The sequence below is a fragment of the Nitrospinota bacterium genome (genome assembly GCA_029881495.1).
Lineage (GTDB): Bacteria > Nitrospinota_A > UBA7883 > JACRGQ01 > JACRGQ01 > JAOUMJ01.
Genome location: JAOUMJ010000001.1, coordinates 107,136 through 123,135 on the forward strand (window position 1 = coordinate 107,136; position 16,000 = coordinate 123,135).

11 protein-coding genes are annotated in these 16,000 nt (G+C 49.2%); 10 read left to right on the forward strand and 1 reads right to left on the reverse strand.

Annotation, left to right across the window (positions count from 1 at the left end; genetic code table 11):
- Nucleotides 1–86 precede the first annotated feature (86 nt).
- Nucleotides 87–998 carry a quinolinate synthase NadA gene (gene nadA / locus OEY64_00510; protein ID MDH5541420.1) on the reverse strand — a complete coding sequence of 304 codons (912 nt, stop codon included), beginning with the start codon at nucleotides 996–998 and terminating at the stop codon, nucleotides 87–89.
- A 113-nt stretch (nucleotides 999–1,111) separates the two neighbouring features.
- Between nadA and OEY64_00515 the strand changes: the two genes are divergently transcribed.
- The 10 genes from OEY64_00515 to OEY64_00560 all read left to right on the forward strand — a co-directional run bounded on the left by OEY64_00515 (nucleotide 1,112) and on the right by OEY64_00560 (nucleotide 15,811).
- Entirely contained in the window at nucleotides 1,112–1,432 is a 321-nt protein-coding gene (locus OEY64_00515) for a hypothetical protein (protein ID MDH5541421.1), read from the forward strand.
- Nucleotides 1,433–1,527: 95 nt separating this feature from the next.
- Nucleotides 1,528–2,841: a TolC family protein gene (locus tag OEY64_00520; protein MDH5541422.1), complete on the forward strand. Its 1,314-nt coding sequence runs from the start codon at nucleotides 1,528–1,530 to the stop codon at nucleotides 2,839–2,841.
- Nucleotides 2,831–4,282, forward strand: a complete 1,452-nt coding sequence (locus OEY64_00525) for an efflux RND transporter periplasmic adaptor subunit (protein MDH5541423.1) — start codon at nucleotides 2,831–2,833, stop codon at nucleotides 4,280–4,282. The genes OEY64_00520 and OEY64_00525 overlap by 11 nt, the downstream gene beginning before the upstream one ends.
- Nucleotides 4,283–4,307: 25 nt before the next feature.
- The gene (locus OEY64_00530) at nucleotides 4,308–7,412 is read left to right on the forward strand and encodes a CusA/CzcA family heavy metal efflux RND transporter (protein ID MDH5541424.1); all 3,105 of its coding nucleotides are present in this window, start codon (nucleotides 4,308–4,310) and stop codon (nucleotides 7,410–7,412) included.
- Between the two features lie 163 nt (nucleotides 7,413–7,575).
- Complete coding sequence (locus OEY64_00535; GenBank protein ID MDH5541425.1) at nucleotides 7,576–8,220, forward strand: response regulator; 645 nt, start codon at nucleotides 7,576–7,578, stop codon at nucleotides 8,218–8,220.
- A 270-nt stretch (nucleotides 8,221–8,490) separates the two neighbouring features.
- Nucleotides 8,491–10,683 carry a type IV-A pilus assembly ATPase PilB gene (gene pilB / locus OEY64_00540; GenBank protein ID MDH5541426.1) on the forward strand — a complete coding sequence of 731 codons (2,193 nt, stop codon included), beginning with the start codon at nucleotides 8,491–8,493 and terminating at the stop codon, nucleotides 10,681–10,683.
- Nucleotides 10,684–10,712: 29 nt separating this feature from the next.
- Nucleotides 10,713–12,290: a TolC family protein gene (locus OEY64_00545; GenBank protein ID MDH5541427.1), complete on the forward strand. Its 1,578-nt coding sequence runs from the start codon at nucleotides 10,713–10,715 to the stop codon at nucleotides 12,288–12,290.
- Nucleotides 12,287–13,642 (forward strand): sigma-54 dependent transcriptional regulator, encoded by a 1,356-nt coding sequence (locus OEY64_00550; protein ID MDH5541428.1) that lies wholly within the window; start codon nucleotides 12,287–12,289, stop codon nucleotides 13,640–13,642. Before OEY64_00545 ends, OEY64_00550 begins: the two co-directional genes overlap by 4 nt.
- The gene (locus OEY64_00555) at nucleotides 13,639–14,865 is read left to right on the forward strand and encodes a hypothetical protein (protein ID MDH5541429.1); all 1,227 of its coding nucleotides are present in this window, start codon (nucleotides 13,639–13,641) and stop codon (nucleotides 14,863–14,865) included. Before OEY64_00550 ends, OEY64_00555 begins: the two co-directional genes overlap by 4 nt.
- Nucleotides 14,866–14,914: 49 nt before the next feature.
- Nucleotides 14,915–15,811, forward strand: coding sequence for a decaprenyl-phosphate phosphoribosyltransferase (locus OEY64_00560; protein ID MDH5541430.1), 897 nt, complete (start codon nucleotides 14,915–14,917; stop codon nucleotides 15,809–15,811).
- Nucleotides 15,812–16,000 lie beyond the last annotated feature (189 nt).

Below are 16,000 nucleotides of genomic sequence, written 5' to 3' on the forward strand. Positions count from 1 at the left end.
CAGCCAGTGCGGACAAATCTTGCTATTACGCAAAATGAGTTCCGATAGGCCTGAATAGCACCGTAGGATAGCGAGAGGAGGGGCTACTAGTTATCCCGCGGGATAGCCAGCATTCTTTCAAGTGCCTTTCGAGCGCCCGAGAGGATCGGCTCCACGACTTTTATAACGTGCTTCATATCCCTCAGTGCGTCGCGCAGATCCTCAAGTGTAGTGATCTTCATGTTCGGACAGACAAGGTTATTCGAAAGGAGGATAAACTCCTTTTCGGGATTATTTTTCCTGAGCCGGTAGAGTATTCCGAGTTCGGTTCCGACAATTATTTTTTTTGCGGATGACTCTTCGGCGAATTTATAGATTCCGCTTGTGCTTCGAACCTCGTCCGCCATTGTCACTACCTCAGGTCTGCATTCAGGGTGCACCACTACTGGCGCTCCGGGATTTGCCTCTTTTGCTTTTTTCACCTCTTCTTCCGTCACGAGCTGGTGTGTCGGGCAAAATCCTTTCCAGTAATCCACCTTTTTATTCGTTTTCATGGCGGCATATCGGGCTAGATTCATGTCGGGCGTCATGTAAACAGAATCCCCTGGGAGAGAATTTACGACAGCGACTACATTCGCGGACGTACAGCATATATCGCTTTCGGCCTTTACTGCGGCGGAGGAGTTTACATATGTGACTACGGGTACGCCGTTTAAAGTCTCTTTTTTCTTTTTGAGTTTTTCTGCGGTGATCATGTCCGCCATGGGGCAGCCCGCATCCTGATTTGGAAGAAGTACGGTTTTTTCGGGGGCGAGAATTGCCGCGCTTTCAGCCATGAAATGGACGCCGCAAAAGGCGATAACATCGGCCTTGCTGTTAGCGGCTATCTGGCTTAGCGCGAGAGAATCTCCGCAGTGATCGGCCAGTTCCTGTATTTCGTCCCTTTGGTAATTGTGCGCGAGGATAACCGCGTTACGTTCCTTCCGCAATTTTCCTATCTCGGCAATAAGGCTTTCCATGGTCTCCATAATGGGGGATAGAGTGTCACAATATCCTGCGTCATTCAAGTGGCTCTTTTGCGTTGTAAAATCATGTTGGGTAGAGTCTTGCTGTTTGTTATATAATAAAAACGATGAAGAAAATATTCTCGTGGGTCACGATCGTAAGCCTTGTCGGGCTTTCAGTCTGTTCAAACAGCTTCATCTCCGCATTTGACGGACCGGCCGCAATCTCTCCCCACACGTCAGCCCATCACCACGGCATGCCGGAAGATTCTTCCGAAAATATGCTGGGACATTCCATGGAGTGTTGCGCGGTCGTTTCTTCGGGGCTTATCCTTCCAGATAACCTCTCGGTATCAGTTTATTTTGCCATAGTATTTTTTGTCCTCGTTTACAGATTTATTGTTCCTCCAAGGATACTTCTCCCCGTTTATCACCCTCCAAGACCGTAATCCAATTCACCAACAGGACAGGTGCGTCCGCATTTCACGCTCTTTCCGCACACTGTTGAGTCTTGAATAGATTTTTTTAGAGGATTGGTATTTTGATGCGTATTTACATGGCAATTGCCATTTTAATGATGTCCGCCTCCACTACCGCGTTTGGGCTGGAGGAGGCTAAAGGTTCGTCTGACGGGAAGACCATGCTTCCGGAGATCGCAGGTTTTTCCGACTACGCGCGGAGACTTTTCAATACCCACCCGGATTTGAAAAGTCTGGACGCATCTCTCGAAGCGGTGAAGAACGTGCCGGCGAGGGCCTATTCCCTTTCCAATCCGGAAATCTCGTTTGGGTTGATGAACGTCCCTGTTGGCTCATATTCCCTTTCAGACGAAGGGATGACACAGAAAACTGTGGGGGTCTCCCAGAAATTTCCCGCGCCCGGCAAAAGAGGATTGATGAAACAGATCGCCAAGGATGACGTGGAAATCCAATCGGCTCTAATCCCGGAAAAGAGGCTTGAACTGATAGAGAAGGTTTCGATACTTTTCCTGGAGCTGGAATATCTGCAAAAGGCGAGGCGGGTTGTCAAATATAACACTTCCGTCATGGAAGGTTTTGTGAAGGTTGCCCTTGCGAAATATACGGTCGGCGCCGGGTTGCAACAGGATGTATTGCATGCCCAGACGGAGGTATCAAAGATGAGCGCATATCTGCTGGAGTTGGAGGAACGGTCAGGGATAGTTACAGCGAATCTTCTCCTGCTGGCTGACCTGCCGGAAGGGACCGATCTGGGAAGGGTTAAACTCCCGGATTACCAGATACCTTCTGGTGGAGCAGAGGAACTCGAGGCTCTGGCGGAAGGGGGTCGCCCGCTGTTCTCCTCTTTGCGGAGCAGGATAGAGAAAGCGGAAAGGAACGTGAAGCTTTCCCGGAAGGATATGCTGCCGGACTACATGGTAAGCCTTACCTACGGGCAACGTGATGATATTCCGGTTACAAAGGACGACCTGGCATCCGGTATGTTGACGCTTTCCGTGCCGCTTTGGAGCAATTCAAGGCAGAAACGGAAAATCGCTGAAGACTACATGCGCGTCGAGGAAGCAAGGGAGATGTACAATTCTGAAAAACAGAGATTGCGCATAGCTATCGCGGAATTGACTGCCGCTGAAAGCCACAAGGCTAAAATACTTGCCGTTTATGATGAAGGGCTTCTCCAGCAGGCGTCACAAACTGTGGACGCTACCTTGTCGGCCTATCAGGTAAACAAGGTAGATTTTCTTACGCTTGTCACAAACCAGGTATCCCTTTTCAACTACGGGATTAAGCGTGACCAGATCAATTTTCAGCGCAAGGCATCAATAGTTCGACTGATGCGTGTGCTGGGCGAACTGCCTACGGAGGTTGCAAATGTCGAATGAAAAGAGTTCCGAATTTTACAGGAGAAGATTTATTGCGATCCTTCTGGCCTCATTCATCCTTGGGGGGCTTTACCTGGCGCGACACCCAATAGAGCGGATTTTTTCAGGCGACCGGAAAATGGCGGAAAAATCTGTAGCGGTCAATGAGGAGCGGAAGATCAAATACTGGGTTGCTCCGATGGACCCTTCCTTTCGTTCCGATAAGCCGGGCAAGTCACCCATGGGGATGGATCTGGTCCCGGTGTATGAGGATGACCCGTCAGGCGGCAGAGGCGTAAGAATAGACGCCGCCGTTGAGCAGAGCATAGGCGTGAAGCGTGCAAAGGTTGAGATTCGCGAAATTTCCAAGGCGATAAAAACTGCCGGACGAGTCACTTATGACGAGAGGAAGATAGTGCGTGTAGAGAGCAAAACAAAAGGCTGGATAGAGAAATTATACGTCGATTCCACTGGACAGACCGTCAAGAATCACGATTACCTGCTTGAGATATACAGTCCAGAGCTTGTGGCCACTTCCGAGGAGTTCATCCTCGCCCTCGGTTATCGTGACGCTATTGGGAAGAGCCAGATTAATAATGTCGTCAAGGGGGGGGAGGCTCTCCTCGAGGCGTCGCGACGACGTCTGGAATTTTTCGATGTCCCTGAACACCAGATAAATGAGATGGAAAAAACCCGAAAGGTGAAAAAGACACTTCATATCCACTCCCCGGTCAACGGCGTGGTAACGGATAAAAATGTCGTTACCGGAATGCATGTCGCGCCGGGCATGGTTCTGTATACGATTGTCGATCTATCGACCGTATGGGTCATCGCGGAGATATATGAGTATGAAATACCCTGGGTAAGGGAAGGGCAGAATGTGTCCATGGAACTGCGTTCGATGCCGGGGAAGGTTTTCTCCGGAAAGGTAGCCTATATCTACCCCTACATGGAGGAAAAGACAAGAACCGTACAGGTGAGAATGGAATTTGACAACACTGACCTTGATCTAAAGCCGGAGATGTATGCCGATGTGGAGATACTTTCCGACGTACGCAGGAAAGGCGTGGCTGTTCCGAAAGGGGCGGTCATCAGGTCCGGCTCGAAGAGCATAGTCGTGCTCTCCAAAGGTTCCGGTTTCTATGAACCGCTTGAGGTGCGGCTTGGAGTCGAAGGGGGGGATTATTACGAGGTGATGGAAGGGCTCAATGAGGGTGATGAAGTGGTCACTTCCGCGAATTTCCTTATCGATTCCGAGAGTAACCTGAAAAGCGCTGTAAGCGGAATGTTGAAGACAGGAAAGATTGACGGGAATAGAGGGGTGAACAGCGGTGCCAGGATGGAGATGGAACGTCAGGATGATCCCAAACCAGATATGGATCACTCAAGCATGGATCATTCAAAAATGCCGCAACCCGAAATGGATCATTCAAAGATGGAGATGGATCATGGAAAACATTAAGGCGTTGCCATGCGGAGATAATTAAATGCTGGGGAAAATAATCGAGTGGTCGGTGAAAAACCGGTCAATGGTTTTGCTGGCGACAGCTTTTACAGTGCTCGCCGGGTACTATTCCCTGAAAAGTTTGCCTCTCGACGCGATACCTGATCTAAGCGATGTCCAGGTCATTGTTTACACAAAATACAAGGGGCAAGCCCCTCAGGTCGTGGAGGATCAGGTAACCTATCCAGTTTCCACTACTATGCTAGCGGTCCCTTTTGCCAAGGTTGTAAGGGGATACTCTTTTTTCGGAGTTTCGTTTGTATATGTGATTTTCGAAGACGGGACCGACCTCTACTGGGCGAGATCCCGCGTTCTGGAACAGTTAAGCGCCGTATCGCAGAAATTGCCTGAAGGGGTAATGCCGGAGCTTGGGCCAGATGCAACAGGGGTAGGCTGGATTTACCAGTACGCGATCGTGGATAAAACCGGCAGGCGCGACCTCTCGGAGCTTCGATCCATTCAGGATTGGTATTTGAAATTCGAACTTCAGACCGTGCCGGGCGTGGCGGAAGTCGCATCGCTGGGGGGATTCGTAAAGCAGTATCAGGTGGAGGTAAACCCGAACCAGCTTCAATCGCTCGGAATTCCGATTACCAAGGTTGGAGCCGCGATAAGGAACAGCAACTCCGATACCGGGGGGAGGCTCCTTGAAATGGCGGAAACGGAATTCATGGTGACCGGGCGGGGATACATACACGGCATTGAGGATATTGAAAATATAGTCCTCGATGTGAGCAAGACCGGTGTACCGGTCTACCTGAAGGATGTCGCAACGGTAAGGCTTGGCCCGGAGCTGAGAAGAGGGGTGACGGATCTCAATGGCGAAGGTGATGTCGCCTCGGGGGTTGTTGTGATGCGCTATGGCGAGAACGCGCTTGAGACCATACGGCGCGTCAAGGAGAGACTGGAAGAGCTGAAATCCGGTCTCCCCGAAGGGGTTGAGATCGTCCCGGTCTATGACAGGTCGTCCCTCATCAAAAGGGCTATATCGTTCCTTAAAGATAAACTGGTGGAAGAGATGGTTGTAGTTTCCCTCGTCTGCATGATTTTCCTAATGCATGTTCGATCGGCGCTGGTGGCGGTTCTCTCCCTGCCGGTAGGGATACTTATTGCGTTCATCATCATGAAATGGCAGGGGATAAACGCAAACATCATGTCTCTTGGCGGGATAGCCATCGCCATCGGAGCGATGATCGACGGCGCTATCGTAATGATTGAGAACGGCCACAAGCACCTGGAGCGGGATGGCGGGAAAAAGGAAAGAATAGATATCATTATTGAATCTGCAAAAGAGGTGGGACCATCCCTTTTCTTCTCCCTTCTGATTATCACCGTTTCATTTATGCCGGTATTCGCGTTACAGGCGCAGGAAGGGAGGCTCTTTTCCCCGCTTGCATTCACCAAGACGTATTCGATGGCCGCCGCAGCCTTCATAACGATCACCCTTGTCCCGGCTTTAATGCTTATATTCGTTAAAGGGGATATAGTCCCGGAGAAAAAAAATCCTATCAACAACTTTCTGATAGGGATTGTCTCTCCCATGATACGTTTTTCGCTTGGGAGGAGGAGGGGCGTAGCGGCGGCAGTCCTCCTTCTGTTTGCTACAAGTATTTATCCCGTATATAAAACCGGGTCGGAGTTCATGCCACCGCTCAATGAAGGGGACATACTTTACATGCCAACGACTCTGCCTGGAGTTTCCATAGCCAAGGCAAAGGAGATTTTGCAGCAGACCGACAGGATCATAAAAACATTTCCTGAAGTAGTAACCGTCTTTGGAAAGGCTGGAAGGGCGGAAACGGCAACCGATCCCGCGCCTCTCTCCATGATAGAGACGACCGTAACCCTGAAACCGAAGGAGGAGTGGCGCAAAGGTTTGACGATGAGCGGGCTGATGTCCGAAATGAACGAGGCGATAAACTTCCCCGGCCTGACCAACGCATGGACAATGCCGATAAAAACACGCATAGATATGCTGGCGACCGGTATTAAAACTCCGGTGGGGATAAAGATCGCAGGCAACGACCTTGAAGAACTTCAGACTATCGGGCGCGAAATCGAAACCATATTAAGAGCAGTTCCCGGTACGCTGTCGGTCTACGCGGAGCGGACCGCAGGGGGCAATTACCTCGATTTCGTGATTGACAGGCGCGCCGCTGCACGTTACGGCCTCCTCGTTGGCGACATACAGGCGGTTATAGCCTCGGCAATAGGGGGGATGAACGTGACCGAAACCGTGGAGGGGCGCGAGCGGTATCCGGTAAACGTCAGGTACAGCCGTGATCTTCGGGATAATATGGAAGACCTCAAGAGGGTGCTTGTGCCTACAAAATCTGGGGAACGAATTCCCCTTGCTCAGATCGCTGAAATCAAGCTGAGAAAGGGCCCGGGCATGATAAAAAGCGATAACGCCCGACTGAACGCGTATGTCTATGTCGATTTAAAAAGCAGTGACGTTGGGGGATATGTAAAAAAGGCAAAGGGGGCACTTGAAGAGAGATTGAAGCTTCCGCCTGGCGTTTCGCTGTCATGGAGCGGGCAGTTTGAATATATGGAGCGGGCAAAAAAGAGGCTCATGCTTGTTGTTCCTTTTACGTTGATTATCATTTTCCTCCTCCTTTTTATAAATTTCAGACGGATCAGCGACAGTCTTATAGTCATGCTGTCTATACCGTTCGCGTTGGTTGGATCTGCATGGCTGGTGTGGGCGCTGGGTTACCACTATTCGGTCGCCATCGGCGTGGGAATGATAGCTCTCGCTGGGGTGGCGGCGGAGATTGGCGTACTGGTACTTTTATACATAAACAATGAGATAAAAGCGAGAAAGCCCGAAAGCCGAAAGGAGCTGGTCGAAGCAGTCATCTCAGGCACGGTCGAAAGAGTTCGTCCGATAATTATGACGGCGGCCGCTGTCATTGGCGGACTTCTCCCTATCATGTGGGGCGGCGGCACCGGTTCCGAAGTGATGAAGCGGATCGCTACACCGATGATTGGAGGGATGGTAACGACAGTGATGATATGTCTGCTTGTTCTTCCGGTTGTCTATGTGGCTGTGTACGGGAGAGAATATCCCGGAGATGACAAGTGAGGAGCCGTTCCCTGTTTTCGAGGGTCTGTTTCTGTTCCAGCACTTCTGAATCTCAATACGAAGAGGTGTAATATATTGGAATAAGTTTGGGTTTGGGTTATCATATAGAAAACCGGATAATAATTTTTCCTGCGGATTTAAACTTTTCGAACGGAGATTCATCATGAAGGAAAATATTTTGGTAGTTGATGATAACCAAAGTATTCTGCAGATCGTAAGCGTGAAGATGGGGAAAGCAGGATACGCAGTAACGACAGCCGAAAGCGGAGCAGAGGCGCTAAAGTTAATTACAAACGGTTCCGCCGGAATCGACATAATACTCCTCGACCAGATGATGCCTGAGATGGACGGTATGGAAACATTTGGCAAAATTAAGGCCCATAGCCCAAACCTCCCGGTAATTATGCTGACCGGCCACGGCTCATTAAATCTGGCGATAGCATTCATGAAGGAAGGGGGTGCAGATTTTATCGAAAAACCGGTAGATTTCAGCATTCTGGAGGTGAAAATAAGGCAGGCGCTGGCAAAATCCGACTTGCAAAAGGAGATGGCCGTTTTAAAGGCTGAAAGAGCCTCGCTTTCAGGCACGCTTGAAATAATCGGGGAATTGACCCATAAGATAAATAATCCTCTGAATACGCTTTTTACTCACGTTGGTCTGATGATCGAAAAAAAGGAATGCATTGGCAATGCTGAAAAACTTCAGGACGCAATGGACAAGATCCATCTTGTTCTGATTGAACTTGAAAAGACGCTGGAAGAGAAAAAGGAAAAGATCGAGAAAGGCCTGAATTCCATTCGGAACTAGCGACGTCTGCTTCTGTATACCCCCTGTTTCACCCTTCTGTTGACAGGTATCTCTGTGACATCAGGAATATTCTTTCCCATTCACCTTGGTCTTGGCAGAGAGCCGTCGGTCTAAAAGCAAATTTTTCAAATGTTCACCGCTCTGTTCGACCGTCAGATATTTGTTTCCGGGGGATATCATAAAGATTGTAGTCAAATGTATACCAATGATAAAATTACATGATTATATAACGTTTTGAAAAACATGCTTATGGTTGGGAAGATAGAATAGATGGCGGTTACGAAAGGTCAGTCCAGCTTTAAAAAGACCATCCAGGATGAAACCAGGCATGAAAAGCTTGGTGACATGCTCAGGAAGGATGGGCGAATTACCGGGCGCCAGCTGAAACTGGCCGAGGAAGTTCAAAAAAAGAAGAGCGACTGGATAGGAAATATATTAATACAGCTCGGTTTCATTACCGAGGACGCGCTTGTCAACTTTATCTCGAAAAATCTTACGGTAGCAGTATTCGACGCAAAAAATGACTCCGTCTCCCCTGCGGCCGTAAAACTTGTTGAGTACAAAACCGCCAAGGACAATATGCTTATCCCTGTCGAGACCGACGGGAAGAGCCTGATTCTGGCCATGCGGGATCCTACCAATTTCAAGGCGATCGAATTTGTCGCGGGATCTACCAAGCTGTCAGTAAAAACAAAAGTCATAAGATTGCAGGATCTCGCGGACGCCTATAAGGCCAATTACAAGATATCAGATGAAGAATACAAGACGCTGTTCCCCAAAAAGAAAGAGGATGAGGATAAACAGCAGGAAGAAGCTACTTCAGAAGTCTCTTTCGATCTTGGCGAGATAATAACCAGCGCTGAGGAAGAGCTCGAAATTGCCGGTGACGAGGATATAGGTCCAGATGAGATAACCGCCGGCGATGCGGCGATCGTCAAGCTTGTCAACGGTATCCTGATCAACTCGGTGAAAAAGGGGAGTTCTGATATCCACATAGAGCCTTATGAGAAGAAACTTCGCGTACGGTATCGCGGCGACGGAAAATTGAGCGAAGACATGCAGCTCCCTCTGCAAATGAAGAACGCGCTCATATCAAGAATAAAGATCATGGCAAACCTGAATATCGCCGAAAAACGGGTCCCCCAGGATGGGCGAATAAAAATCAGGATAGGCGGCGGGAAGGTGGTCGATTTCCGCGTTTCCGTACTCCCTACTCTCTTCGGAGAGTCGGTCGTTATGCGACTCCTCGATCAGAGCAAGCTCCAGGTAGATATGACGAGGCTCGGATTCTCGGAAGTAGGATTGGCAAAGTTCAACAGGGCGATCGAGGCGCCACAGGGGATGGTACTGGTAACAGGCCCTACCGGTTCGGGTAAAACGAATACGCTTTACTCCGCGATAAACGCATTGAATAAGGAAGACGTCAAGATACTTACAGCGGAAGATCCTGTCGAGTTCAACTTTGAGGGGATTAACCAGGTGCAGGTGCGAAATGAAGTCGGGATGACGTTCGCCGCCGCCCTGAAGGCGTTCCTGAGGCAGGATCCGGAAATAATCCTGGTGGGAGAAATAAGAGATATTGAAACTGCGGAGATAGCCATCAAGGCCGCCATGACCGGGCATCTGGTCTTCAGCACGCTTCATACCAACGATTGTCCTTCGACGATAGGAAGGCTCCTTGATATAGGCATCCCCGGCTTCATGATCTCATCTTCCCTTGTTATGGTTGTTGCTCAGAGGCTTTTGAGGAAGATGTGCCCGGAGTGCAAGGAAGAAGTGAACAAATATTCTCCGCAACAGCTGTTGGACATGGGATTCCACAAGGAAGAGCTTGCGAGCTTGAAAATATATCAGGGTACCGGGTGCCCGAAATGCAACGGCGGATACAAGGGACGTCTCGGCTGTTTCGAGATCATGGAAGTAAACGAAGAGTTGAAGACTGCGATAACCGCGCAGGTCCCGGAAGATCAGCTGAGAAAAATCGCCATCAAGGAGGGGATGAAGACACTTCGCCGGGACGGTCTGGACAAGGTTGCGGAAGGGATTACTACTATCGACGAGGTGTTGGCAAAAACTGTTCTTCAGAAGGAGGCACTCCCCGCGTACCTGCTTACTCCGGATGAGCTTGTTTTCGAGGATGGAGATCTCATTATCCGGGAAGGGAACACGGACAAGAACTTCTATCAGCTGTTGCAGGGCGCGCTGGTAATAATCAAAAATGGCAGGGTTGTGGGAGAGATAACCCAGCCTGAGGAGTATTTTGGCGAAATGTCCGCATTGTTGAATCAGCCGAGAGTAGCGACCATCAAATCCAAAGGAAAGAGCGTTGTAAAGGTATTTCCAGGAGAAAAACTTGAAGAGACCCTCGCGAACCATCCTGATATCTCGCTTAGGATAGTTAAATCACTGATAGGCAGACTTACCGAAGCTGACAGGCTCCTTGCGAGGCTTTTGGAAAAATAATAATTCTGTTTCGTTCTTTCACGGTTGTTATGGCAAAAAAATATATTTTCTTTCTCCTGTGCGTCATATGCGTTTTATGCGAAACCGCCGATATCGCCTATTCGCAAAAGCCTGCCGGTGAAAACGGTTCCGATATCGTCATTGGCGAGAAGGAAGCTCTCCTCATAGCCCTGAAAAACAATTTTGATATCTTAATTACCCGGTCCGTTCCTCAGATAGGGGAAAGAAATCTCGGGCTGGCAGAATCGGAATTCGACCTTTCCCTCTATGGATCAGTGAACCGCACAAATAGCATTACCCCCTCCACATCAGTATTCGCAAATCCGGAGGTTGGCGAACAGTTCAAGGAGACATATTCTGTCGGTGTAAGGCAGAAGCTGAAACCGGGAACCAGGGTGGAGCTTGCATACGAAAAATCGACCACAGAGACAAATTCCACTTTCTCTGGGGTGAATCCGCAGTTTGACAACTATCTCAAATTGTCCATCAATCAGCCTTTGATGAAAGGGATGGGCCTCGACGTGAATAACACAAACGTCTACATCGCCAAAAACAGCATGAAGATTGACGAGAACGAATACCGGATGAGGGTAATGGACGTTCTCTCAAAGGTGAGGGATACATACTGGGACACGGTTTACCTTAGCAAGGAGCTGGAGGTTCAAAAAGAGTCGCTCGCCTTGGCGATAGATTTCCGGGAAAGAATAAAGTTGCAGGTAAAAGTCGGCGCGCTGGCTCCCATAGATATCGTAGCGGCTGAAGCATCGGTTGCGCTTCGGGAAGAAGCGCTGATAGATATTGACGAAATGATCCAGAATAACCAGGACGCGCTCAAGGCGATGCTGAATATGCGGGAGGCGAGACCCGGTTCGCCTGTCAGGATCGTTCCGAAGGACGAACCTCTCTTCAAGGCTGTAAAGGCGGATGTCGAGTCGCTGAAGAAAACAGCCTACGAGAACAGACCCGATTTCAAAAAGGCTCAGCTTCTAGTGGATATGAGAAGAAGAGAGTTGAAGTACAACAAAAATCAGCTCCTTCCGACAGTTGATTTGCAGGGCTCGGTGAGGCTGAAGGGTGTCCGCGGTGAAGGGCAGGAGGTTGTGGGGCTTGACGGTAAACCGGTGGTCAGCAATTTCGCCGGGACACAATCCGATTCTCTTGAGGATATGAAAAAAGGGGATTACTACGATTACTCCGTCGGCGTAGTGGCTGAAATGCCGCTGTTCAACAGGCCGGGGAGGCACCGGGCGGCAAAATCAAGGCTTGAAACCGAGATGGCGGAGAACTCCCTATTAAATGCCAGGCAGGCGATAGATGTCGGAATTCACAAGGTCGTAAGGGAGGTTGAAACGGCGGAGAAGCGGATATCGGCCAGCAAACTGTCGTTAAAGCTTGCGGAAAAGAAGCTGGAAGCGGAAGTGAAGAAGTATGAAGTAGGCTCCTCCACAAGTTTTGCGGTTCTGGAATACCAGAAGGATCTTGCCGCGGAAAAGACAAAGGCGATAAAGGCGGTAATAGATCATATCAAGGCTCTTTCGCACATGGAGCTGGCGACGGGGACTCTCCTCGATAAAAACAACATATCGCTGGAATTTAACGGCGAGTGAATCTCCCAAAAGTACTTGTTTATGAAACCGACTATCACAGGGCCTCAAGACTATGCAGAATTCTTGAAAGCGGGGGATATGTAACCCGCTCGGTTTTTTCCAGAAATGAAGCTGAAGGGGGGGGCAAAGGTTTCGATATCATTATCGCCTCGTTTGACCTCTTCCCTTTACCGCAGTTTTTCGACGGGATGGACAAGATCATCTCCGCTCCCCCCGCATTTTTCGACAGTGTGGAAAAGCTTGCCAAGCAGTACAATGCCCCCTGCGTAACCCATCCCTATAATGCAGGCGAAGTCCTCCCGATAGTAGGCGCCGTCGCCGAAAAGGTTGAACAGTCCTGGTCTACCAGCGGTGCGACCGAAACAGTCGAATCGGATTTGTTTCCTGAAATAATCGGGAATTCCCCGCAGATAAAAAGCATGAAGGAAATGCTTGTGCTGGCGGCGAGGTCGGACAGCACGATCCTCATCCTGGGGGAGACAGGAACGGGAAAAGAGCTGGTGGCTTCGGCGATCCACCGGATGAGTAAAAGATCGAAAGGCCCTTTCGTGGCTGTGAATTGCGGCGCGTTTGCCGAAGGACTTCTTGAAACGGAACTGTTCGGACATGAAAGGGGAGCGTTCACTGGAGCAGTTAAAAAACATATGGGTAAGTTCGAACTGTCGGATGGGGGGACGTTATTCCTAGACGAGGTTGGCGAAATGTCGAAGGCGCTTCAGCAAAAACTCCTCAGGGTGCTGGAGCAGGGGAATTTCTACAGGGTAGGAGGAGAGCTCTCGGTGAACGTGGATGTGCGCGTAGTATGTGCGACAAACAGGGATATCTTCGATATGGCCCAAAAGGGGGAATTCAGGAGGGATCTTCTTTACAGGCTGAACGTCCTCGCTTTGAAGGTTCCTTCACTTCGAAGCCGCGGGGGGGACAAGGAGTTTCTTGCGAGAATATTCCTCGACAGATATTCGAAAAGATACGGGAAGAGTATCGTCGCCCTATCTGAAAAAGTGGTAACGATGATCAACGAATATACCTTCCCCGGAAATGTGAGAGAACTTATGCACGCCGTTGAACAAGCGGTTTTACGAACGCACGGCGATGTTATAGATGACATTGAGTTCGGCGGAAGATCGATGATGGACAGATGGAATCCTCCGGTGATGGACGGGCTGCTGGCAAAGGAGTTTGCTGATATGAAAAACTCCGTACTCGAAGCGTATGAGAAGGAGTATCTTGACAGGCTCCTCGCTCTGGAAAAAGGCTCGCTCCAAAAAGTCTGCAAGAGATGCGGTCTTGACCGAAAGACGCTCTACAGGAAGATGAAACAGTACGGTCTGGATAAAAAGGGTTATAAATGACAAAACTCTTTATTCCGGCAATTCACCTGCCGAACGGACGGGACCTTTTCCGCATGTTGCCGTACACACCGTCGGATTATAAGAAGGTTCTAAAGGGTTATGGCGAGCGGAGCCTTCTGGAATCGACGCCGGAAGATTTCATTGCGCTTGCCGCAATGCCGGAAGAGGCATATCTCGATTTCCTGTTGTCTGCCGGGATGGGGACACAAAATATTATTCTGTGCCCCGGCAGGGAGAGCAACATTGCGGGGGATATTCTGGCTGATAAGGAAGTCTTTTCGCAAATTGAAAAGGCATCGGAAAAATGCACAGGGCTTTCTTTCTATATTCATCTTGAAGAAGAGAACGAGATAGCGGAAAAACTCGCGCGCAAGGAGGAAATTATGCATCCAGCGTTGACCAGGATGTTCAACCGCTACTATTTCCTTATACGGATTTGCGAGGATCTAGATATTGAATTGAATGAGAGCGTACAGTTGCGTTCCGGAAGGTTCCTGAAGTCGGCAAGGAGGCTTCTGGAAGAATGGGGGAAGATATTCGTGCGCGGTAACGAATCTGTTGGCGGGATGCATGCCTTTGCGATCGACGATGAAGCAAACCTGCGTAGGATAGCGGATGCGATATCACGGAACGTGAAGATAACCAGATATTTCGTCTCCAGGTATATGAATGTCGATACGAGCTGGAACGTCCAATTTCTGTTTGATGACAGTGGATATACTTTTTACGGATCAAGCAGACAGATAGTTTCCGGCGGAACTGCCCATGTAGGCAACGAAGGGGGGGCGGGTAATGCTCTGCCGGACGAAGTTTTAAAGCTTTGCACAAAAATCGCCGACAGGCTGGGCTCGATGGGAGCGAAGGGGCTGATTGGTATTGATGTCATGTCGGCGGACGGCAAGCTCTTTCCGGCGGAGATAAACGCGAGGAGAAATACATCCACGCCAGCGCTCTGTCTATATGAAAGGTTAGCCCGCAATGGAGTGGGTGAAAACCTTTTCTTCCGGGTGATGAGCTTGGATACACCAGGAGGGACAGGGTTCAATGAGTTCGCAGGGTTGATAGGAAAAGAAAACCTGTTTGATATCAAATCGGCGCGGGGGCTTATCCCTTATCATTTCGCTTCAAGCAGGGTAACCGGGAAAATTGACGCGGTGTTCTTTTCAGATTCAAAAGAAGAACTAAATGCCATAGTCATGGAGGTGTCTGAACGGCTTGAATGAAAGAGAAGTAGCTAAATAAGTAATATAGCCGTGGTATTTGGCCTGAAAGTTGGTAAAATCGGTACCCGTGGGAAATGAACTGAAAAATTTCATATCGCTTATCAGGGCCAAAGACTGGCTGAAGAACACTTTCATTTTCGTCCCGCTTGTTTTCTCTGGGAACATGCTTGATATACAAAAAGGGTTGCTTGCGTTTCAGGCATTCTGGATATTCTGTTTTCTCTCGAGCGCTATCTATGTCTTCAATGACCTTGCCGATATTGAGGAAGATAAAAACCATCCTGAAAAGAGGAACCGACCGATTCCTTCAGGGATGGTAGGCACCCAATACGCATGGTCGGTCTTTCTCCTCTTTTTGGCGCTCTCGCTTTTATCCTCTTTGACCATCGGATTAGGGTTTTTCCTTTTTGCGGTTTTCTATGCTCTATTGAATATTGCCTATTCGTACCGGCTGAAAAGGGTGGTTATTCTGGATGTGTTTATTGTCGCGTCCGGTTTTGTCATAAGGCTCCTTGCGGGAGCCTCGGCGGTCAATGTGCCAGCCTCGCAATGGCTTTTGATTTGTTCATTCCTCCTCGCGCTCTTTCTCGCGTTCTGCAAAAGGAGGCATGAACTGGTCATATTGGATGAAAAAGCGGAAAGTCACAGGGATGTCCTGAAAAGCTACAGTTTAAAGTTTCTTGACCAGATGATATCAGTAGTAACTACCGGGGCGCTGCTCTCCTATATGCTGTACACAATTGACCCGCACACGGTATCTCAGTTTGGAACGGGAAACGTGATCTATACCTCGCTCTTCGTTGGATACGGAGTATTCAGATACCTCTATCTTGTTTATGAAAGGGATGGCGGGGGGAGCCCCGCGAACACGCTCCTCTCCGATCCGCCTATTCTCGTCAATATTTTTCTCTGGTCCCTCGCTGTCGCCTGGATGATCTATAGCTAACCGAACCTGGCTAACGATTATTGCATCGCCGATAAAAGCGCATGATCTCGTTTTCCGCAAAAGACAAAATAGACAATTAAACAGATTCTCAGGTTTTTTAAAAAGGGGGTGGTGTGGGCAGAAGGGGGAATCTGCCCACACCGGGGAGGTATATCATTCGAGGAGGGGTTACCTCTAATATGACTATAA

Bases quoted from the DNA above. Each gene is read 5' to 3' on its own strand.
- OEY64_00525 (MDH5541423.1), top strand. From the start codon at position 2,831: ATGTCGAATGAAAAGAGTTCCGAATTTTACAGGAGAAGATTTATTGCG.
- OEY64_00535 (MDH5541425.1), top strand. From the start codon at position 7,576: ATGAAGGAAAATATTTTGGTAGTTGATGATAACCAAAGTATTCTGCAG.
- pilB (MDH5541426.1), top strand. From the start codon at position 8,491: ATGGCGGTTACGAAAGGTCAGTCCAGCTTTAAAAAGACCATCCAGGAT.
- OEY64_00555 (MDH5541429.1), top strand. From the start codon at position 13,639: ATGACAAAACTCTTTATTCCGGCAATTCACCTGCCGAACGGACGGGAC.
- OEY64_00520 (MDH5541422.1), top strand. From the start codon at position 1,528: ATGCGTATTTACATGGCAATTGCCATTTTAATGATGTCCGCCTCCACT.
- OEY64_00515 (MDH5541421.1), top strand. From the start codon at position 1,112: ATGAAGAAAATATTCTCGTGGGTCACGATCGTAAGCCTTGTCGGGCTT.
- nadA (MDH5541420.1), bottom strand. From the start codon at position 998: ATGGAAAGCCTTATTGCCGAGATAGGAAAATTGCGGAAGGAACGTAAC.
- OEY64_00545 (MDH5541427.1), top strand. From the start codon at position 10,713: ATGGCAAAAAAATATATTTTCTTTCTCCTGTGCGTCATATGCGTTTTA.
- OEY64_00530 (MDH5541424.1), top strand. From the start codon at position 4,308: ATGCTGGGGAAAATAATCGAGTGGTCGGTGAAAAACCGGTCAATGGTT.